The organism is Saccharospirillum salsuginis (genome assembly GCF_014651855.1).
Taxonomy (GTDB): Bacteria; Pseudomonadota; Gammaproteobacteria; order Pseudomonadales; family Natronospirillaceae; genus Saccharospirillum; species Saccharospirillum salsuginis.
Window position 1 is genome coordinate 297,883 of record NZ_BMXR01000005.1, and the last position, 20,542, is coordinate 318,424.

Here is a 20,542-nt window from a genome sequence, read left to right on the forward strand (position 1 = left end):
TCTTCCAGGTGTAGCCAACCCGTGACACACGCCCTCGATGGACCTTCGTACTCAGCATAAGCCCAGGAAGCAATCCAAAATGGAAACCGACACCCCGAGGCGATGTAGAGCTCCATGGGAGAAAATGAGTCTTCCCAGTCCTGAACGGCCTCAATCATCGACTACCTCAAACTTGGCTGAGAACTCATGCCGCGTATACTGCTCTACTCCTCCACCGATTTTGATGACAAGTTCCACTTCATCATTGAGGGTCAGTACACCCACGATGAGCCCCAACTCCATCAACTGGTAGCGTTCGCTTGCGGGTTTGGACTTGTCCGCAACCGGGTAATTCAGGTAGGTCACCGCGTCTTGTATGGTGAATCCGTTCATGGGTATTTCAGTGATCTGTGCCATTCTGGCTGTCCCCGTACAGTTATTTACACAAGTCCAAGATTGCCCCTGAAACTGACAGGGTTGTCGGCCTGCCGGCCGACAAGCCCTATCACTTTCAGGGGCTCAAATTGGGTACCCAACCAATGCCGTACCCGAGTCGGCATTCGAAATAGGCCGCTGCAGACGCCTATGACTTTGCCGTCCAGAGGCTCGCCGTACCGATTGAATTGTGAGGTCACTATTTCGCCGGTATAACGATTGACGGTCTCTGTATGGGCCTTCATCAACTCCACACCCAGTCCGTCACCGCCGACTTGAGGTTTTTGCATGGCCTCCATAAATCCGAACCAGTCGCCCCGGTCGGCCGCCTCAACAGCTGTGCCCAGGGCACCGCCACCGCCACTCGCTCCCATTAACCGTCGCAATTCACGCCATACGCCCACTGGTGGAGTGCCCATAAACTGGAATTGGCGAATACGCCAGGTGCTAGCCCATGCCCGAATCCGTGTTGGTGTGTCCTTGAGAGGCTGACCGGTTTGGTCTGTATTGAGGTGGGCGCCGTCGATGTTTTTTGAGACGTATTTGGCGACATAGCCCGCCGCACTGCCCCGGGCAGGGTCTATATCCACAATTTTCAGGCGATGTTTGAGTAGGTCGGCCCTGGCTGAATCTTTCAGGGTGTAGTGCTCGAAAACATGCTTTATCGCGGTCTCTGTCCCCGTGGGAGTAAACAGCATCAAGTGCCAATGCGGGCATCCGTCGTGGTGAGGTTCGACGACTCGGAGGCCGAATGGGCGAAGGTTATCTCGATGAAGCTTGGCGCGAATCTGAGCCCAGAGCTTCATGAGATGGTCATTTCCATCCTTGGGCGTACTGCCATTGAATCGAGGATTCCTGTGCCCTTTCTTATAGGAGGCATGGTATTCAGACGGTAGGGTGAGGGTCACGAAGAGGCCGCTGTACCCATGCGCCTGGGCGTATTCCTCCATACCCCGAACTCGAGTCATCATCTCAGCGCGCCGCACGGCTGGATTGGCAACCGTACTTCTCCAGACTTCCGCCAGTGACACCCGTTCACCATCCTCACTTTCGAGGAAAGTCCGTTCCAGATGTTCTTGGCTGAGTTGCTGGGATCGGAGGTATTCGTTGTGGATGTGCTGGGAGAGGTAGGCACTACGTCCGTCTCGGACCTGGCCCCGGTGCCGGTAAGCATTATCGACTGCTTGGCGGAAGTAGCGGTCCAATCGGGTTCGCCACCAATTGGGCTCAGCCAACCGCTGGGCACATCCTTTCACTGTGCGCCCCTGGGTGGCTGTTGGCGGGGTAAGCTCTAAAAAGGTGGCCACCTGGGACCCGACTTGAAGGGCTTGATCTGGATTTGAGCTCTGTATCAGAAGGCGCTGAACAAACCGGGCCAGGATCGCTGCCATCAGCTTGATGGTCGAGACGTCCTCAAGGCTTGTGCCTAAATTGTGCCATTCTGGAGACCCATGGAGACGTTTCGAGACCACTTGGCAAAATTGCCCTCGGGTCTGAAAGCCGCATGGTAGAGCGGTGGGGAGGGGTCGGGGCTGGTTTTCACCAGCCCCGGAATTGGTGGAGGCGGCGGGAATCGAACCCGCGTCCGCGAGCTCTCCACTCTCGGTCCTACATGCTTAGTCACTTCTTTGTTTTACCCTTGCCGTTACCGAAGGACAGGTGCGACTCGGGGAGCCTGGAATTTAAGATTTAACAGCTCCGGCCCAGACAACCTTCACTGCGATCCTGAATTTTTGACAGTCAGTAGAGCCGTTCAGGCACAGCCCAGTGACCGCCGGACCGGTTAAGGGGTCCAGTTTTGAGGGGTTTACGCCGCTAGAGCGTAGCCCTCGTAGTTGTCATCGTTTGCAACTATTGGTTTGCAGCTTTGGTTTTACGAGATTGGCTGCCATCTCGGCATGCACCTTGAGCTTTGTAACCCACGTCGAAGCCATGTCGCCCCCGTAAAACGGGGTGGTTCTCGGTGTTTCTAAAGCCGGTACCTTGTACAGTCTACCCAATACAATTCATCAAATAAGGGCGCTGGTTTAAATATCAACCCCCTCTATCTGATGGCGCAGTATAACAGGTTCTGCCTATTGGTTATAGGCCTTGAGCACGCGCTGCTTCTGGCGGTTCCAGTCCCGTTCCTTCATGGTGGCGCGTTTGTCGTGCAGCTTCTTGCCTTTTACCAGGCAGATGTCCGCCTTGACCTTGTTCTTTTTCCAGTACAAGGCAAAGCACACGGCTGTATAGCCTTCCATTTCGGCCTGTCGGGCCAGCTTGTCGATCTCGCGGCGGTGCATCAACAGTTTCCGCGAGCGGGTCGGGTCGGCCACGACGTGGGTTGAAGCGGTGTTCAACGGGGTGAAGTGGGCGCCCACCAGCCAGGCTTCATTGTTCTTGAAGATGACGTAGCTGTCGACGAGCTGGGCCTTGCCGGCTCTCAGGCTTTTGACTTCCCAGCCCATCAACTCCAGGCCCGCCTCATACTTATCGATGATCTGATATTCGTGGCGCGCCTTTTTGTTTTTGGCGATGGTACTGTCCCCGGGTTGGGGTTTTTTCTTGGGTTTACTCATGGCGCGCGATTATACAGGGGGGATTGAGGGCAGGGCCAGTGCTGTTTATAGGGGAATTGACCGGTGGTTGGGGTGGTGCAAGGCTAAGTTGCACGATTCGAGCTGGCCGGTTGGTCAAATATCGGCACAATCTGGATTTGGAGGCTGGAATCCGTACTGGGACCCGGGCGCGCTCTTCCGGGGACCGCCGTGAATACGTCCATGTAGGCTTAACTTCGGCATCCATGCCTCAGATGTCCCCTACAGAGCACCCCCGGTCCCCAGTACTGGTCTTTCTCGTCAAGGCCGAAACTTCGAAGATTCTGGTGGCCACTAATAAGTATTGGTTGGTCTGACGAACTACCTTTTTTACTTCAGGAGACAAGATGGTCTTTGGTTTTTTCATCCTAATCACCTACTGGCTGGCCGGTGAGGCGTTGAGTCAGTGGATCGGCTGGCCCATTCCCGGGAATGTGGTGGGGCTGGTGTTGTTGTGGGGCACGCTGACGGTGTTGAAAAAAGTACCCAAAGGGCTGGCGGATGCGAGCTCGGGGTTGTTGCGGTATTTGACCTTGCTGTTCGTGCCGGCCGGTGTGGGGTTGATTGAGCATTGGGACCGGTTGATGGCGAACGGGTTGTGGATGTTGTTGATCATCGCGGTGAGTACGGTGTCGGCGGCGTTGGCGATGATTGGTTTGTTCAAACTGTTTCGGGTGGAGAGACGATGAACGTCAGTGTGCAGATGTTGTTGGCCCTGAGTCTGACTATCGGGGTCTATTTGTTGGCGGAGCAGTTGTATATCCGGGCCGGTCGGACGTCGTTGCTGCATCCGGTGATTGTGAGCATTTTTACGTTGATGGGAGTCATCACGCTGCTCGGGTGGGAGTATCCGGAGTATCAGCGCGATACGCAGTTTATTCATTTCCTGTTGGGGCCGGCGACGGTGGCGTTGGCGGTGCCGTTGCATGAGAACATGGCGCTGATCCGGAAGATGGCGTTGCCGTTGATGGTGGCCTGTGTGACCGGGGCGCTGGTGGCGGCCGGCAGTGCGGTGGTGTTGTCGGCGCTGTGGACCGGGGATGAGGTTCTGGCGTTGAGCATGAGCGCGAAGTCGATTACGACGCCGATCGCCATTGGTATGGCGGACAGTCTTGGCGGTAGTGGGTCGCTGGCGGCTGGGTTGGTGTTGTTGACCGGGGCTGTGGGTACGCTGCTGTTGCCGACGCTGATGCGGTGGTGTCGGTTGCACGATGATGCCCTGCACGGCTTTGTGTTGGGGGTTACGGCGCATGGGTTCGGGACGGCGCAGGCGTTCGAGCGGTCGTTTACCTGTGGGGCGTTCGCCGGGTTGGCGATGAGTCTGACCGGGGTGGTGAGTGCGTTTTTGGTGCCGCCTTTGGTGCCCTTTTGGGTTGGGTGTGAGTGGGTTGGGTGATGGTGTGCCGAGTGATGGCGGTTGGTGGTTCCGGTCTGCCATTTGTCGCGCAGAGGCCTGCGCTCCTACGGTGTTGGTGGGCGGTGCCCACCCTACTTTGCTATTTAGCTTTTAGCATCAGGCCGGCTCTGTGGCCTACCGGGACTTTGGGGTTCGGGAAGACGATGTATTCGGGTTCGTCGCCGACGCGGTATTCTTCGTCGCCGTCCCGCCAGATCAGGGTGCCCGGGGCGTATTCGGTAAAATTCAGGGCGTCGTCCGGAATGAAGAATTCCCAGTTGTCGCTGGTCACGGTGATGGCGTGGCAGACTTCAAATTCGGTGACGTTACGCTTGGGTTTGTTCGGCAGCGGTTCGCCGGCGATGAGGTCGCGCAGGGCGTGGTCGATGCCGGTGTACCGGCCCAGGTCGTTTTCGCCGAAGGGTTTCACCTGGCCGAGTTCGAGGGTGAAGCTTTCGGCGTGTTGCTTCAACGAGGTGAAAGAGGAGAAGGTGGTGGCCTCTTTCTGCTGCAGCAGGACGGTGTCGATGTCGGCACGGGCGAGAAAGGCTTTCTGCTCGGCCGGCAGGGTCCGTCCAGCGACAAAGGGGTAGACACCGAAGCGCTCGCGCTGGCTGCCGCGAATGGCGGTGTGCAGGTCATAGTGGTAGCGTTTGTCGACGGTGGTCGGTTCCTCGGCGAAGAAGTTGGCCACGTAGGCTTCCAGCTTGGCGGCGCGCTTCACTTCTTTCAGGTTCGTATCGTAGTTCTGCCAATCGCCGGCGAACAGCCGGTTCATGTTCACATCGACAAAGCGTTCGGCGATGTTCATGGCCCAGGGGTTGCCCATGATGAACAACACCCGTTGACCCGCTTTCAGTTCTTCATCAAGCAAGTCGCGCACGATGTCGCGTACGATCTCGATGGGGGCGGTTTCATTGCCATGGACAGCGCAGGAAATCACCAGCGAGGTATCACTCGGGATCCTGGGTTCGATGCGCAGCACGCCACAGTCATGAAGGGTCACTTCAGTGCCGGCGGAGAGGACCTCGAAGCTTGGTTCGACGCCTTCATCGGCGGTGGCGAGCGTGTGTTTCAGAAAATCGTCGTGGGGGCCAAACATTCAGGCGGGTTCCGTTCTAACGTGACGTCGGCCGGGGAGCCCCCGGCCGAGGAAGGGTTCAACGTGGCTGCAGATGCGCCAGCATGTGTTTTTCGATCTTTTTGAAGATACCCAGTATGCCGAAGGTCAGCACCAGGTAGATGCAACCAACGAAGATAAAGGCCGGGAACGGCGCATAGAACTGGGCATAAATGTTCCGGGCTGCACCGAGCAGGTCGATGATGGTTACGACCGAGGCGATGGCGCTGGCATGCAGCATGAAAATGACTTCGTTGCTGTAGGCCGGAATGGCACGACGGAAGGCACTGGGCAATACGATGCGCCGGGTGCGTTTCCACCAGCCCATGCCATAGGCTTTGGCGGCTTCGATTTCGCCGGCCGGGGTGGCGACAATGGCGCCCCGGAATATCTCGGTGGTATAGGCCGCCGTGTTCAGCACGAAGGCGATCAGGGCCGGGTAGAAGGCGCCTTCGAAGATTACCCACCAGATGGATTCCTGAATACCCTCGATCAGGGTCACGCCGTAGTAGATCATATACAGCTGAATCAGCAGCGGTGTACCGCGAAATACATAGGTGAACAGCCAGACCGGGCCGTTGATCCAGACCTTGGACGAGGTCCGCATCAGCGCCAGGGGTACGGCCAGAACCCCGCCGATCAGCAGCGCCAGGAACACCAGTTGCACCGTGGTGACCAGGCCGCCCCAGTATTGCAGCAGCGTACGGGGGGTAAAAATGTCGTTGTTTTCGAGCAGTGCGATCAAAGCGTCCATAGTACCTTACCCCTTCACCACGCCGGCGCTGAATTTGATGTTGAGTTGACGGAATGTGAAGTCGGACAGCGCCGCGATGGCGAGGTAGACAACCGCCACCGGCAGGAAGAACTTGAAGGGTTCGCCGGTGGACTTGGCCGCCTCGGTGGCCAGGCGCACCATGTCTGCCAGGCCGATGACACTGACCAGGGCCGTTGTTTTCAGCAGTACCTGCCAGTTGTTGGCGATGCCGGGAATGGCATGACGCATCATCTGCGGGAACATGATGCGACGGAACACCATCCAGTTGCTCATGCCGTAAGCCTTGCCGGCTTCGATCTGGCCGCGATCGACAGCCATGAAGGCGCCTCGAAAGGTCTCGGACATGTAGGCCCCGAAAATCAGGCCAATGGTGATGACGCCGGAGACGAATTCATTGAACTGGGGGTAGTAGTCGATGCCGAATTCGTAATACAGAAAGTCGAAAATCTGGTTGATCGCGATCTGGCCACCGAAGTACAGCAGCATCATCCACACCAGGTCGGGCACACCGCGGATCAGTGTGGTGTAAAAGGTGGCTACGCCCTTGGCCAGGCGGTTGCTGGACAGTTTGCCCAGGGCACCGAGCAGGCCCAGAACCAGGGCCATCAACAAGGACAACACGGCCAGCTCAATGGTAACGATGGCACCCCCGAATATCGTGGGTCCGTACCCTTCTAAATCGAACACAGGCAAGCTCTCTTATTGTTGGATGAGTTCTGTTCTGTTTGGTCTGCCCACCCGCGGGTACGCAGGCCAAGCAAAACAGCGACGGAATATGGGGCACGGGGCGCCGCAGCGCCCCATGCCCATCCGATCGGGACGATCAGATCTTGATGTCGAAGTCGAAGTACTTGTCCATGATGCGGTCGTAAGTACCGTCGTTCTTCAGTTTTTCCAGAGCGGCGGAAACGGCGTCTTCCAGGTCCGCGTCACGCTTGCGGAAAGCCGCGCCCACGCCTTCACCGAAGATGCGCTTCGGTTCCTTGACGAATTCACCCACCTGAGAGATGGCGGCGTCTTCACCGATCATTTCCAGGCCGACCGGGGCGTCGATGAACATGGCGTCCAGACGGCCGCCTTTCAGGTCAACGACCATGTCGTCGGCGGTGGTGTAACGCACCACTTCGGCGTCCGGCAGGAACTCGGTCACGTAGGTGTCCTGGATGGTGGCGCGCTGAACACCGATGCGGGTGTCAGATGCCATGTCCGGATCGAAGTTGTTGCCGTCCGGGGCGAAGAAGGCTGACGGGGTGGTGTAGTAGGGCTCGGAGAACAGAACGCGCTTTTTGCGTTCGTCGTTGATCGACATGGAGGAGAAGATCATGTCGTATTTACGGGCCAGCAGGCCGGGGATGATGCCGTCCCATGCCTGGATCACCCACTCACAGTCGTTGCCGGTGATTTCCTGGCAGACTTCGTTACCCAGTTCGATTTCGAAACCGGTCAGGGTGCCGTCGGGCGCCTTGTATTCAAACGGAGGATAAGGTGCGTCCACACCGGCACGAATGGTATCCCAGTCTTCGGCTTGCACAGCTGAGGTCATTGCGAGAATACCCGCAACAGCAAACAGAGCTTTTTTCATTATGGTTGACTCCACTTTTTTTATGGTTCGATCAGGTTGTCCTGATTCACGTTCGAAAGCCGTCGCCCGCTAGGGGTTGGGCCTTCGTTGTACCGCTGGAACCCCGCCATCCCTGATCGGGGCTGCAATCCGTCACTTCGGTTGCATGACATTTGGCGCGATCAAATGCCCGACACGTCCTGTGTCCGGGCGGTCCGGTCCGACCGGAACCGCCGCTCCCACCCTTCGCCGTGGGCATCCGCCCGCGGCGAACGGTCAGTAACTTGGAGAAATGAACTGCTTGAAGCGTTCCGATTTCGGGTTGTTGAACACCTCTTTCGGATTGCCGTATTCCTCGATCTTGCCCTGGTGCAGGAACATCACCTTGTTGGAGACGTCCTTGGCGAAGGCCATCTCGTGGGTGACCACAACCATGGTACGGCCTTCTTCGGCCAGGCCGCGCATCACCTTGAGCACTTCGCCGACCAGTTCCGGGTCCAGCGCCGAGGTCGGCTCGTCGAACAGCATCACCTCCGGGTTCATCGCCAGAGCCCGGGCGATCGCGGCCCGCTGCTGCTGACCACCGGACATGTGAGCCGGGTAATAGTCACGTCGGTCCCAGAGTCCGACCCGGTTAAGGTGTTCTTCGGCCCTGTCCATCGCTTCTTTCCTGTCGACTCCCAGGACGTGTATCGGTGCTTCTATGATGTTTTCCATCACGGTCATATGCGACCAGAGGTTGAAACTCTGAAACACCATGGACAGCTGGGCGCGCATTTTCTCGACCTGGCGAATGTCCGCCGGCAAACGCTCACCCTTTTTGGTCTGCCTGAACTTTACTGTCTCACCGTGTACCTGAATGTCACCTGAAGTGGGGATCTCCAGCATGTTGATGCACCGCAAAAAGGTACTCTTGCCGGAGCCGGACGAGCCGATCACGGAAATCACGTCACCTTTGTGCGCTTCCAGAGATATGCCCTTGAGTACTTCGTGCTCACCGAACCGTTTATGAATGTCGGTGGCAATCAGCGGGGCGTCTTGCTGACCCATGTTGGTCTCCTGATCCGTTTCTGCTCGGGAGGCGCCGGTCCTACAGGCCCCGGAAGGGGTGTCTCTGTGGTGGCTGGCAGAATTGGTTGCTTGTTGTGCGTTATTGTAGCGGGCATTTTGAATAAGCCCCCCGGTCATTGCAAAACAGAATCGCACCGCCAGTTGTGGTTGTGCGACATGCGCTCAAGAGGACGGGGCCAGCCCGCAGGGAGTTTATTCGTTGCACCATTCACTGAGTGCGTGCCGGGAGAGCAGATAGAACCCCAGTGTCAGCCGGGCACCCGCATGCCGGGACGAAACAGTGGCCACAGGCGACTGAGTCGATTCCGCAGGGTCTGACAGGTGTTGGTTCATCTTCTCTCCTCGGTCATCGGGGGAGCGGGTTGGGACCGGGTGCGAAGATCGGCTTCCCGCCATATTGGACCTCTTTTAAGAGACCAATACCGATAAAGCAATCACCGCACCAGCTTTCTTTTACCATATTCCAAAAGGGGCGCGCAAAACCATTCTGATCCGCCCCAAAGGTTACAGGATTGAGACATCCATCATGGAACGAATCTTTGACAGCAAGGCAGGATAACGGCTGTTGCCCTATGCTTGGGCCTGCATTATGCTCGGTGCACCTATAAAGACCAACAAACTGGTTATAACGAGCCAACAAACACGTCTTCAGCATGGTCCCAGTCTTGCTGAGGCTAGGGTTCGCAGGTGTTTCGACCTCACCGGAATACCTGATCCAACAGCCCTGATCCTGGGCTTGATAAAACTAAGGAGATAATAATGAGAAAAGGTCTATCACTCTTCGCCGGGGCCGCCCTGGCCACCGCGATGGCCACTTCAGCAGCTGCAGACACCTTTGTGTACTGTTCAGAGGGGAGTCCGGAAGGTTTCAACCCGGCGTTTTACACCTCGGGGACCACTTTCGACGCCTCTTCCCGCACTTTGTTCAATCGTCTCGTCGAATTCGAGCGCGGCGAAACCAACATCGTGCCGGGGCTGGCTGAAAGCTGGGACATTTCCGATGACGGCCTGACCTACACCTTCCATCTGCGTGAGAACGTCAAGTTCCACCAGCGCTCGGACTTCCGTCCGTCGCGGGACTTCAACGCCGAGGACGTGTTGTTCAGTTTCAACCGTCAGATGAACGAAAACCATCCTTATCATGAAGTCAGCAACAAGGACTATGCCTATTTCGGTTACATGGGCATGGGCGAGGCGATCGAGTCCATCCGGGCGATCGACGACTACACCGTCGAGTTCAAGCTGAGCTCGCCGAACGCCACCTTCCTGGCCAACCTGGCGATGGACTTCGCCTCCATTCACTCCGCCGAATACGCGGACGAAATGATGGAAGCGGGCACCCCGACCAAGGTCGACCAGACCCCGATCGGTACCGGTCCGTTCATCCTGGCCCAGTATCGTAAAGACTCGCTGATTCGCTATGTGGCACACAACGCCTACTGGGAAGGCAAGGCCGACATCGACCGTCTGGTCTTCTCCATCACCCCGGATGCCAGCGTTCGCTACGCCAAGCTGCGTGCCGGCGAATGTCACCACATGGTGTATCCGAACCCGGCCGATGTGGCTGAAATGCAGGACGACCCGAACATCAACGTTCTGTCCCAACCGGGCCTGAACGTGGGTTATCTGGCGTTCAACACCAACAAAGAACCGTTCGGTGACGAGCGGGTCCGTCAGGCGTTGAACATTGCCACCAACAAGGAAGCCATCCTGGAAGCCGTCTATCGCGGCGCCGGCCAGATCGCCAAGAACCCGATCCCGCCGACCATGTGGTCCTACAACGAAGATGTGGTCGACTACGACTACGATACCGAGTACGCCAAGCAACTGCTGGCCGAAGCCGGTTACCCGGACGGTTTCGAAACCGACATCTGGGCCATGCCGGTTCAGCGTCCCTACAACCCGAACGCTCGCCGCATGGCGGAGCTGATTCAGGCTGACTGGGCGCGCATCGGTGTCGAAGCCGAGATCGTCTCCTATGAGTGGGGCGAGTACCTCGAGCGCAGCCAGAACGGCGAGCATCAGACCATGATGCTGGGCTGGACCGGCGACAACGGCGACCCGGACAACTTCCTCAACACCCTGCTGAGCTGCCAGGCCGCCGAAACCGGTGGTAACCGCGCTTTCTGGTGCAATGAGGAGTTCGACGGCCTGGTACAACAGGCTTTGCGGACGACCGATATGGAAGAGCGCACCGCTCTGTACGAGGAAGCCCAGGTTGTGTTCAAGGCGGATGCGCCCTGGATCACCATCGCGCACTCCGTTGTATTCGAGCCGGTTCGCCCGGAAGTGAAAGGCTACAAGATGAGCCCGTTCGGTTCACACTACTTCTATGGCGTCAGCCTCGAAGAATAAGATCGTCCTGACCTCTCAGTGACGTTCCACCCCAGGGCGGCAGGCTACCTGCCGCCCTTTGTCGTTTCAGATCGGGCTTCGTGTAAAGGTGTCACCCCGGCTTGCCGGTTTCGGGTAGCCTGCGCGACCCAGTAACGGTCTTGACCGCTCAGTAATGCTGAACATGCTGGAATCGACGGTCCGCCAGGGTCGGTTCCAATCCCGGTACGGCTCCGTGCGCCCTATCCGGTAGGAGAGAAGAAATCGATGTTATATTTCATTTTGCGCCGCATAGGCATGGTGATCCCTACGTTCATCGGGGTCTCGCTGTTTGCCTTTGCACTGATTCACCTGATCCCCGGCGACCCGGTCACTGTCATGGGGGGCGAACGGGGGATGACCGCCACAGAGCGGGCTGAGTTGGAAGCCATGCTCGGGCTGGATAAACCCATCTGGGTACAATATTTCCAATACATCGGCAATGTCCTGCAGGGTGACCTGGGTACGTCCTACGTCTCCCGTGAACCGGTCATGTCCGAGTTCCTGACCCTGTTCCCGGCTACCATCGAGTTGACCGTGTGCGCGGCGATTTTCGCCTCCGTGGTCGGCTTGACTCTGGGCATTTTGGCCGCCGTACGCCGCGGTGGCCTGCTCGATCACACTGTCATGACCATTTCACTGACCGGCTACTCGATGCCCATCTTCTGGTGGGGGCTGCTGCTGATGCTGCTGTTCTCCGTCAACCTGGGTTGGACACCGGTCTCCGGCCGCATGGATGTCATCTACTGGATCGACGAAGTGACCGGTTTCATGCTGATCGATACCCTGCTCTCCGATGAGGAAGGCGCCTTCACCGCCGCGGTGCAACACCTGATTCTGCCGTCCATCGTCCTCGGCACCATTCCCATGGCCGTCATCGCCCGGATGACCCGCTCTTCCATGCTGGAAGTGCTCGGCGAAGACTACATCCGCACCGCCCGCGCAAAGGGCCTGTCCAAGCGTCGCATCATCGTCAAACACGCCTTGCGAAACGCCCTGATCCCGGTCATCACCGTCATGGGGTTGCAGGTCGGACTGCTGCTCAGTGGCGCCATCCTGACAGAGACCATTTTCGCCTGGCCGGGCATCGGCAAATGGCTGGTGGAATCGATCAGCCGCCGCGACTATCCGGTGGTCCAGGGCGGCCTGCTGCTCATTGCCACCATCATCATTCTGGTCAACCTGCTGGTCGACCTGATGTACGGCGTGGTCAACCCGCGCGTGCGACACAGCAAGTAAGGAGCCGGACATGACCCAACAACTTTCCGCTAAACCCATGTCCCCGCTGGCCGAGTTCTGGTTCTATTTTTCCCAGAACCGGGGGGCCTTGGCCGGGTTGGCATTTGTCGTCTTTATCGTGTTGTTGGCCGTATTCGCCAACTTCATCGCCCCGCACCATCCGCATGAGCAGTTCCGCGACGCCATCCTGGTGCCGCCGGTCTGGGCCGAAGGTGGCATGAGTCAGTACTGGCTCGGTACCGACGGCGTCGGGCGCGATATCCTGTCCCGCCTTATTCACGGTGCCCGTCTGTCGCTGTTGATTGGCCTGCTTATCGTAACCCTGTCGTTGATCATGGGTATCTGCCTGGGTTTGATCGCCGGCTATTTCGGCGGTTTTGTCGACACCGCCATTATGCGTTTCGCCGACATCCTGTTGTCCATGCCCGCCCTGTTGTTGGCCATCGCCATTGTCGCCATCCTCGGTCCGAGCATCGTCAACTCGAGCCTGGCACTCTCACTGGTCTATCTACCGCACTATGTGCGCCTGACCCGGGCATCGGTCCTGTCTGAAATCAACAAGGACTATGTCGTGTCTTCCCGCGTGGCCGGTGCCGGTTCATTAAGACTGATGTTCATCACCATTCTGCCGAACTGCCTGGCGCCGCTGATCGTGCAGGCGACACTCGGTTTCTCCAACGCCATTTTGGACATGGCGGCCCTCGGTTTCCTGGGTCTCGGGGCCCAACCGCCCCTGCCGGAATGGGGTTCCATGCTGGCAACCGCGCGTGAGTTCATTCAGAGCGCCTGGTGGGTTGTGACCTTCCCCGGCCTGATCATCCTGCTGACCGTACTCGCGTTCAACCTCATGGGCGACGGTCTGCGTGATGCGCTCGATCCGAAACTGAAGCAATAGGAAACCGACATGACCAACGACAAGAAATTGCTGTCCGTGAACAACCTGTCGGTCACGTTCGGCACCGGCGACAATCCATTCACAGCGGTCGATCGGATCAGTTACGACGTGGACGCCGGCGAGGTGCTCGGCATCGTCGGGGAATCCGGATCGGGCAAGAGTGTGTCTTCGCTGGCCTTGATGGGCCTGATCGATTTCCCCGGCAAAGTCCGCGCCGACTCACTGACTTTCGAGCACACCAACCTGATCGGATTGAGCGAGAATGCGCGCCGCAAGATCACCGGCGATGAAATCGCCATGATCTTCCAGGACCCGATGACCTCGCTGAACCCGAGCTTCACGGTCGGCAACCAGATCATGGAAGCCATTGAAGTCCATCAGGGTGGCAGCAAGAAGGAACGCCGCGCCAAGGCGATCGATTTGCTGCAGCAGGTGGGCATTCCGGCCCCCGAGAGCCGCATCGACAGTTACCCGCACCAGCTCTCCGGTGGCATGAGCCAACGCGTGATGATCGCCATGGCCATCGCCTGCGACCCGAAATTGCTGATCGCGGACGAACCGACCACGGCTTTGGACGTGACCATTCAGGCTCAGATCATCGAATTGCTGCTCAAGTTGCAACGCGAGAAGAACATGGGCCTGATCCTGATCACCCATGACCTGGCTCTGGTCGCCGAGGCGGCGGACCGGGTGGTGGTCATGTACGCCGGTCAGATTGTTGAAACCGGACCGGCGAACGAGATCTTCAAGGCCCCGCGCCACCCCTATACCCAGGCATTGATGAACTCGTTGCCGGAATCCGCCGAGGGCCACGACCGTCTGAAGGCGTTGCCGGGCGTGGTACCGGGGGCGCTGGACCGGCCGCAGGGATGCTTGCTGAACCCGCGCTGCCCCTACGCCACCGACCGTTGCCGGGTCGAGGAACCCGGTTACTACGGCCCCGAGGGGCGTCAGTCGAAGTGTTTTTACCCCCTGGACGATAATGGGAGACCGACTCAATGACGGAACAACGTACCCAACCCATCATGAGTGGGATCGGCCTGAAACAGTACTATCAGGTCAGCCAGGGTTTCATGAAACCGAAAGGCACAGTCAAGGCGCTCGACGGGATCGATTTTTCGGTCGAAGCCGGCAAGACACTGGCGGTGGTCGGCGAGTCCGGCTGCGGCAAGTCGACGTTGGCGCGGTTGCTGACGATGATCGAGCGGCCGACGACCGGCGAGCTGAATTTCGACGGCACGAACCTGCTCACGCTCGACCGGGAAACGGCCAGGGAGTTACGCCAGCGTATCCAGATCATTTTCCAGAACCCCTATGGTTCGCTGAACCCGCGCAAGAAAGTCGGCACCATCCTGGAAGAACCGCTGGTGATCAACACCAAACTGTCCAAGGAAGAGCGTAAGGAAAAGGCGATCAGCCTGTTGCAGAAGGTGGGTCTGAAACCGGAACACTACGACCGCTACCCGCACATGTTCTCCGGTGGCCAGCGCCAGCGCATCGCCATTGCTCGTGGCCTGATGATGAACCCCAAGGTTGTTGTCGCGGACGAGCCGGTCTCGGCTCTGGATGTATCGGTCCAGGCCCAGGTGCTGAACCTGATGATGGATCTGCAGAAAGAACTCGGGCTGGCTTATGTATTCATCTCCCACGACCTGTCCGTGGTGGAGCACATCGCCGACAAGGTGCTGGTGATGTATCTGGGCAAGGTGGTGGAATACGGTTCGACCGAGCAGATCTTCGGTACGCCTCAGCACCCCTATACCCGGGCCTTGCTGTCCTCGACGCCGCGCATCGATCCGGAACACCGCATCGAAAAGATCCGGCTTCAGGGCGAGCTGCCGTCACCGCTCAACCCGCCCAGTGGCTGCGCCTTCCACGGCCGCTGCGAGTTCGCCAACGATCGCTGCCGGGTGGAGACACCCCAGTTGATCGCTCGCGAAGGCGCGGCCTCGGTCGCCTGTTTCGGTGTGGATGAAGGGCGCCTGCCCTACCTGTCCGCCCGTGTGGGCTAGCCGGTTAACCCCCAAAGGTTCGGAGTTCGCTGACCAGACGAGCGGCGGATGCCGGGTATACCCCTGAGGGGAAGTCCGCAACATGGATGTTGCGGTCTAGGTTCCATGGATGGATTTACACCGGCCCCGCAGGGGTATACCCGGCAGCCGAAGCGTGCCACCGCCTCCCGGCCGACCCAAACTCCGAAACTTGGGTCAGCAGTATCCGAGCGCGCAGGCCCGTTCGCGGGCTTCGCGCGCGCCGGACATGTCCCCCTGCCCGGAGCGGGCCTGGGCGGTCGCCCGCCACAATGAGGCTTCCAGCTCGGGATCGTCGGCCACCAGTGACAACCCCTTGGCCGCCACCTGCTCCGCTTCGGCGAAGCGCTCCTGCCCCAGCCGGACTTCGGCGATCTGGTGATAAAGTTCGGCCTTTGAGGCATCGATACGCAGTGCCCGTTCCAGCAGTCCGGCGGCCGCTTCCCATTCTCCGACGGCCTGCTGTTCCCAGGCTTCCCGACGCAGGCCGGCCACCACGTCTCCGCTGTCCATTGCGGGTTCCGATGTTTCCGTACGGGCCGGCGACTCCGGTTTGCCGCCGGTATCCGGACGAAACGGGTCGCTGGATTGAGTGGCGCAGCCAACCAATATCAGACCGCTCAGCATCAAGGCACCGGGGGTGGCAAGCCACCGGCGGACTTGGGTGTGTCTCAGTTGAACAGGCGTTGCCACCATGAATCGTCCTCCTCACCCTCGGTTTGTGTATCCGCCCCGGCATCGCACCGCGAACGGCCGTTGGGCGCCGTACCTTTGATGAATGGCACCGGACGGGCCCCGTCACAGCGTTCCGACACCACCGCGCCCTGGGCGTTGACTGGCAGCCATTCGACATTGGCCGGTTGGCCGCGCCTTTCCTGTACCGGATTCAGGGCCTGCATGATGTCCGCCCATACCGGCAAGGCACCGGTCGAGCCCGTCAACGGCGTGGGTTCGTTGCCATCGCGGCCGACCCAGACGACCGCCTGGCGGTCGCCGCTGTAGCCGGCGAACCAGGCATCGCGATTGTCGTCCGTGGTGCCGGTCTTGCCGGCCAGCCACCAATGCTCGGGCAATCGCCAGCGCAGGCTCCGCGCCGTGCCCTGACGGGTCACCTCATGCAAGGCTTCCTGCAACAGGAAAACCTGCTCGGGGCGAAAACGATTCTCCACGCTCAGGTCGTAGCGCTGCAATACGCCGTCCTCGGGATGGACCACGGCGCGAATGGCATTCAGCGGGGTGTAGAAGCCATTGCCGGCGATGGTCTGGAAATACTGCGCTACCTGCATCGGCGACAGTCCGTGGGCGCCCAGCATCACCGACGGCACCGCCGGCGGCCGCTCATCGACCCCGAGCCGGTCGATGACATCGAACACCTCGGCCAGACCCACGGTCATGCCGAGCCGGGCCGTGGCCTGGTTGTAGCTGTTGACCAGGGCATCCATCAGCAGCGGAGTGCCGTGCGAGGTCTTGTCGTAATTACGAGGCTGCCAGAGTTTGCCGTCTTCGGCCGTGACCGTGACCTCGGCATCGCTTATCGGCGTGGCCAGTGTATAGCCCTGCTCCAGCGCCGCGAGATAGACCGCCGGTTTCATCAGGGAGCCTACCGGCCGACGTGCGTCCAGCGCCCGGTTGAAGCCCGCCAGTTCCGGTTTCCGACCACCGAGCAGGGCAAGCACATCACCGGTCGACGGGCGGGTGACCACGGCGGCGGCCTCGAGATCGCCGGCTTGCAGGCCGTGCTGCCGCTCAATCTCGGCCAGCTTGGCCGGTACACGCTGTTCCAGACTGTTCTGGGCCAGCGGGTTAAGTGTGGTGAAGACGGTCAGCCCTTCGGCCAACAAGTCCTCCTTACGGTAGCCTTCGGCCAGTTGGCGGCGAACCAGATCCATAAAGGCCGGATAACTCGCCTGACCCGGCACCGCGCTGACATCCAATGGCTGGCGCGTGGCGTGCTCATAGTCCGCCTGGGAGATCACCCCGGCCTCGCGCCAGACGCGAAGAACGACATTGCGCCGTTGAATGGCCCGTTCCGGGTTACGGCGCGGATTGTAATAGGACGGCCCCTTGATCAGCCCGACCAACATGGCCTGCTGGTGAATATCGAGCGACGGCAATGGCGACCCGAAAAAGAACTGGGCGCCCAGCCCGAAGCCGTTGATCGAGCGTCGGCCCTGCTGGCCGATGTAGACCTCGTTCAGGTAGGTCTCGAGTATGGCCTCCTTGTCGTAATGCGCCTCGAGCAGCAACGCCATCAAGGCCTCGTTGGCCTTTCGCCACAAGGTCTGATCCGGCGACAAATAGAGATTCTTGACCAGTTGCTGCGTCAATGTGCTGCCGCCCTGCTCGATCGACCCGGAGGTCACATTGGCCCACAGGGCCCGGGCGATACCGACGATGGAAATGCCGTGGTGATCCAGAAAGTGCTGGTCCTCCACCGCGATCAGGCCCGCCACCAGGGTGGGCGGCACGGTTTCGAGCGACACCAGAATCCGGTCTTCGCTGACCCCCGGGTAGATCTGGCCAATGAACAGGGGATCCAGCCGCGCCAGCAGGACGGCTGAACCGTCCGGCTCGCTGACCCGATTCACACTGCCCTGGCTGAAGTCCAGCAACAACCGACGCGCCGGTTCTGCCCCGTCCCAGAACTCAAAGCCCCGGGTATGGACTTCGATGGTCTGGCCGGTACGCCGATAGCGTCCCGGCTGGTTGACCCGGCTGGACGACCGATAGCCGAGATCGTCCAGCAGGATCTCGACTCGGTCGGCGCTGACCGGTGCGCCTGCGTAAAGATCCTGCGCCTCGCTGTAGACCCGGGCGGGAATGGAGAAGCGCTGGCCGTCGAAGCCGTCGCGCACCACTGCATTCAGGTAGAACATCCACACCACCAGCACCGCCAGGCCCAGCAGGCCCACCTGGAACAGGCGCCAGCGCACCATCCGCCAGCGGCTCGATGACCGTTTGCGGGTGCGTTTCGAAGTGGTGCGGCGTCCTTTGGACGCGGGCGTCCGGCGCGCCGGACGTTTCGGGCTGCGACGTTTGGGAGATTGGGATTTTGTCATGGGGCGGGATTATAGGGGCGAGAGTGGCCTTTTGTCTTTTACCGACTGCGCAGACTTCTGTTGGGGAATGGTAAGGCAGGGGCGACTGTTTATTCACCTATACTGTGTAACAGCGATCCTTCGCCGAACCTGATTTGACCCCTTGGTCAAAATGAATACACTCCGCAGCCTTTCACCGCTTGGGTCAACCGCCGGGAGTAATCAGCGCTCATGAGTCAATTGGATGTCTACGCCGTGGGTCAGGCCCTGGTGGATGAAGAATACCTAGTCAGCAATCGTTTCCTGTCCTCGCTGGGAGTGGCCAAGGGTCACCGCACCCTCATCGACTACGACCGCTCGCGTACCCTGCGCCGGGCCGCCACGGACGAAGGCCAACTGCTCAAGCGCATGAACGGCGGCAGCGGGGCCAACTCCATCACCGCGACGGCCCAGTTGGGCGCCCGGTGTCATTTCTCCTGCCGGCTCGGCGACGACGAGGAAGGCGATTTCTACATCCAGCAGCTGACCGACTCCGGCGTCGAGACCGACCCGAAGGACCGCATCGCCGATGGCCATACCGGCGTTTGCCTGGTGATGGTGACCCCGGATGCCGAGCGCACCATGAACACCTATGTCGGCATCACCGATGACATCGGCGTCGACGACGTCAATTTCGACGCCCTCGATTCGGCCAACTGGCTCTATTTGGAAGGCCACCTGCTGATTTCCGAACTCGGCCACGAAGCCGCCATCGCCTGCCGCGACCGGGCCCGCCGCCAGGGCAAGAAGATCGCGGTCAATTTTTGCGACCCGGCCGTGGCCCGCTTGTGCCGGGACGAGATGACCGACCTGTTGAGCGAGCGCTGCGACTTGCTGTTCTGCAACGAAGAAGAAGCCCAGATCTGGACCCACCGCACCGATCTCGAAGACGCGATGAACGCCCTCGACCGACTGGCCAAAACCTGGGTGCTGACGCGCGGAGAGGCCGGCGCCGTCGCCTATGACGGGCACAACCGGTTCGATATTCCCGCCCACAAGGTCAATGCGATGAACACCACCGGTGCGGGCGATACCTTCGCCGGAGCCTTCCTCTACGGCCTGACCCAGGGGCGCAGTTACAATACGGCCGGTGCCCTGGCGTCCCTGGCCTCGGCCGTCAAGGTCCAACACGCCGGCGCCCGACTGGACAAAACCCAACTGCTGGACGTTCGGCGCCGGATTCTCGGGGCCTAATAGGGTTGGTCTACCCCTGGTGCCAGGCATACGTACCTGGTGCCGGGTGGTCCCATCCAGGGTCGTCGTAAATCCGTCCGTGGAGCCTAGACCGCAGCATCCCTGCTGCGGACTTCCCTGGATGGGACCACCCGACACCAGGCACTTATCTCGTAGTCACCGCTCGCTCCACCAGCAATTGTTATTTATGCTGAGCCGGTCACATCGGTTTATTTCACATTCCGGGACAAGCGGGGTTACACTTATTGATCATATTTGCATCAGGCTGAACAAGGGCCTTCTATGACATCACGCATACTGTTGATACTGGCGGCACTCTGGATCGGGCAGGCCATGGCCGCCGGCAAAATCTACACATGGACCGATGAAGACGGCGTCGTTCATTATGGCGATCGTCCTCCCAAGGAAGTGAACGCCGAGGAAGTGAACGTTCGTGGTCGCAAGGCCGAACCGGTACAGGTCATTCCTTCACAGCTGACCGGAACCTGGTTCGGACGGGGCTCGGACGGCGGCGAAGTGCGGATGCGGTTGCAGGAAAACGGTTCGATTCGCTATACCCAGACGTTTCCTGATGAGACCATCTACAATTATCAGGGTATTTGGCGACTCGAAGACCGCTCGATGACCGTGATCACCGAATTCATCGAGGAAGGCGGCGGTGGCAGCCTGGACCGGTCGGTCGAGCCGGTACAACTGACCTATACCTTTACCCAGTTCAGTCCAGACCAGATGACCATTCTGACAGCCGGTCAAAGCCATACGTTGAATAAGGTGCAATAAACCACGCTCCTTTCCCAGGCGCGAACCAAATGGTTGGC

Annotated in this window: 20 protein-coding genes and 1 other RNA gene; 9 read left to right on the forward strand and 12 right to left on the reverse strand. The window is 59.5% G+C overall.

Annotated elements, in window-relative coordinates:
- Window positions 1-150: 150 nt before the first annotated feature.
- From IE111_RS11870 to smpB, 4 genes are all read right to left on the reverse strand, one after another.
- A complete protein-coding gene (locus IE111_RS11870) occupies window positions 151-396 on the reverse strand; it encodes a hypothetical protein (protein ID WP_189608854.1) in 246 nt (81 codons plus the stop codon).
- A 23-nt stretch (window positions 397-419) separates the two neighbouring features.
- Complete coding sequence (locus tag IE111_RS11875) at window positions 420-1,805, reverse strand: replication endonuclease (protein ID WP_189608856.1); 1,386 nt, start codon at window positions 1,803-1,805, stop codon at window positions 420-422.
- Window positions 1,806-1,969: 164 nt separating this feature from the next.
- Window positions 1,970-2,357: a transfer-messenger RNA gene (gene ssrA, locus IE111_RS11880) on the reverse strand.
- Window positions 2,358-2,489: 132 nt separating this feature from the next.
- Window positions 2,490-2,975: an SsrA-binding protein SmpB gene (gene smpB / locus IE111_RS11885; RefSeq protein WP_189608862.1), complete on the reverse strand. Its 486-nt coding sequence runs from the start codon at window positions 2,973-2,975 to the stop codon at window positions 2,490-2,492.
- 365 nt (window positions 2,976-3,340) lie between these two features.
- Here smpB and IE111_RS11890 point away from each other — a divergent pair, with 365 nt between their 5' ends.
- Both IE111_RS11890 and IE111_RS11895 read left to right on the forward strand, forming a co-directional pair.
- Window positions 3,341-3,682 (forward strand): CidA/LrgA family protein, encoded by a 342-nt coding sequence (locus IE111_RS11890; protein WP_189608863.1) that lies wholly within the window; start codon window positions 3,341-3,343, stop codon window positions 3,680-3,682.
- Window positions 3,679-4,389, forward strand: a complete 711-nt coding sequence (locus tag IE111_RS11895) for an LrgB family protein (protein ID WP_189608865.1) — start codon at window positions 3,679-3,681, stop codon at window positions 4,387-4,389. The genes IE111_RS11890 and IE111_RS11895 overlap by 4 nt, the downstream gene beginning before the upstream one ends.
- Window positions 4,390-4,489: 100 nt before the next feature.
- Here the strand turns inward: IE111_RS11895 and astE are convergent, their stop codons facing one another.
- From astE to IE111_RS11925, 6 genes are all read right to left on the reverse strand, one after another.
- Window positions 4,490-5,491 (reverse strand): succinylglutamate desuccinylase, encoded by a 1,002-nt coding sequence (gene astE / locus IE111_RS11900; RefSeq protein WP_189608867.1) that lies wholly within the window; start codon window positions 5,489-5,491, stop codon window positions 4,490-4,492.
- A 58-nt stretch (window positions 5,492-5,549) separates the two neighbouring features.
- Window positions 5,550-6,263 (reverse strand): ABC transporter permease, encoded by a 714-nt coding sequence (locus tag IE111_RS11905; RefSeq protein ID WP_189608869.1) that lies wholly within the window; start codon window positions 6,261-6,263, stop codon window positions 5,550-5,552.
- Between the two features lie 6 nt (window positions 6,264-6,269).
- Window positions 6,270-6,971, reverse strand: a complete 702-nt coding sequence (locus IE111_RS11910) for an ABC transporter permease (protein WP_189608871.1) — start codon at window positions 6,969-6,971, stop codon at window positions 6,270-6,272.
- Between the two features lie 136 nt (window positions 6,972-7,107).
- A complete protein-coding gene (locus IE111_RS11915) occupies window positions 7,108-7,866 on the reverse strand; it encodes a transporter substrate-binding domain-containing protein (protein WP_189608873.1) in 759 nt (252 codons plus the stop codon).
- 255 nt (window positions 7,867-8,121) lie between these two features.
- Window positions 8,122-8,895: an ABC transporter ATP-binding protein gene (locus tag IE111_RS11920; protein WP_189608875.1), complete on the reverse strand. Its 774-nt coding sequence runs from the start codon at window positions 8,893-8,895 to the stop codon at window positions 8,122-8,124.
- 213 nt (window positions 8,896-9,108) lie between these two features.
- Window positions 9,109-9,249 (reverse strand): hypothetical protein, encoded by a 141-nt coding sequence (locus tag IE111_RS11925; RefSeq protein ID WP_189608877.1) that lies wholly within the window; start codon window positions 9,247-9,249, stop codon window positions 9,109-9,111.
- Window positions 9,250-9,675: 426 nt separating this feature from the next.
- Here IE111_RS11925 and IE111_RS11930 point away from each other — a divergent pair, with 426 nt between their 5' ends.
- From IE111_RS11930 to IE111_RS11950, 5 genes are all read left to right on the forward strand, one after another.
- Window positions 9,676-11,271, forward strand: a complete 1,596-nt coding sequence (locus tag IE111_RS11930) for an ABC transporter substrate-binding protein (RefSeq protein ID WP_189608879.1) — start codon at window positions 9,676-9,678, stop codon at window positions 11,269-11,271.
- Between the two features lie 246 nt (window positions 11,272-11,517).
- Complete coding sequence (locus IE111_RS11935; RefSeq protein WP_189608881.1) at window positions 11,518-12,528, forward strand: ABC transporter permease subunit; 1,011 nt, start codon at window positions 11,518-11,520, stop codon at window positions 12,526-12,528.
- Between the two features lie 10 nt (window positions 12,529-12,538).
- Complete coding sequence (dppC, locus tag IE111_RS11940; protein WP_189608882.1) at window positions 12,539-13,423, forward strand: dipeptide ABC transporter permease DppC; 885 nt, start codon at window positions 12,539-12,541, stop codon at window positions 13,421-13,423.
- 9 nt (window positions 13,424-13,432) lie between these two features.
- On the forward strand, window positions 13,433-14,425 hold the full coding sequence (gene dppD / locus IE111_RS11945) for a dipeptide ABC transporter ATP-binding protein (RefSeq protein WP_189608885.1): 993 nt from the start codon (window positions 13,433-13,435) through the stop codon (window positions 14,423-14,425).
- Window positions 14,422-15,435: a peptide ABC transporter ATP-binding protein gene (locus IE111_RS11950; protein WP_189608886.1), complete on the forward strand. Its 1,014-nt coding sequence runs from the start codon at window positions 14,422-14,424 to the stop codon at window positions 15,433-15,435. The genes dppD and IE111_RS11950 overlap by 4 nt, the downstream gene beginning before the upstream one ends.
- A gap of 195 nt (window positions 15,436-15,630) precedes the next feature.
- Here IE111_RS11950 and IE111_RS11955 read toward each other — a convergent pair whose 3' ends face one another.
- Together IE111_RS11955 and mrcB are read right to left on the reverse strand one after the other, a co-directional pair.
- Window positions 15,631-16,149 carry a hypothetical protein gene (locus tag IE111_RS11955; RefSeq protein ID WP_189608888.1) on the reverse strand — a complete coding sequence of 173 codons (519 nt, stop codon included), beginning with the start codon at window positions 16,147-16,149 and terminating at the stop codon, window positions 15,631-15,633.
- The gene (mrcB, locus tag IE111_RS11960) at window positions 16,125-18,512 is read right to left on the reverse strand and encodes a penicillin-binding protein 1B (protein ID WP_189608890.1); all 2,388 of its coding nucleotides are present in this window, start codon (window positions 18,510-18,512) and stop codon (window positions 16,125-16,127) included. Before mrcB ends, IE111_RS11955 begins: the two co-directional genes overlap by 25 nt.
- Before the next feature lie 210 nt (window positions 18,513-18,722).
- Between mrcB and IE111_RS11965 the strand changes: the two genes are divergently transcribed.
- Both IE111_RS11965 and IE111_RS11970 read left to right on the forward strand, forming a co-directional pair.
- The gene (locus tag IE111_RS11965; RefSeq protein WP_189608892.1) at window positions 18,723-19,724 is read left to right on the forward strand and encodes an adenosine kinase; all 1,002 of its coding nucleotides are present in this window, start codon (window positions 18,723-18,725) and stop codon (window positions 19,722-19,724) included.
- Between the two features lie 282 nt (window positions 19,725-20,006).
- Window positions 20,007-20,504, forward strand: a complete 498-nt coding sequence (locus IE111_RS11970) for a DUF4124 domain-containing protein (RefSeq protein WP_189608895.1) — start codon at window positions 20,007-20,009, stop codon at window positions 20,502-20,504.
- Window positions 20,505-20,542: the final 38 nt, after the last annotated feature.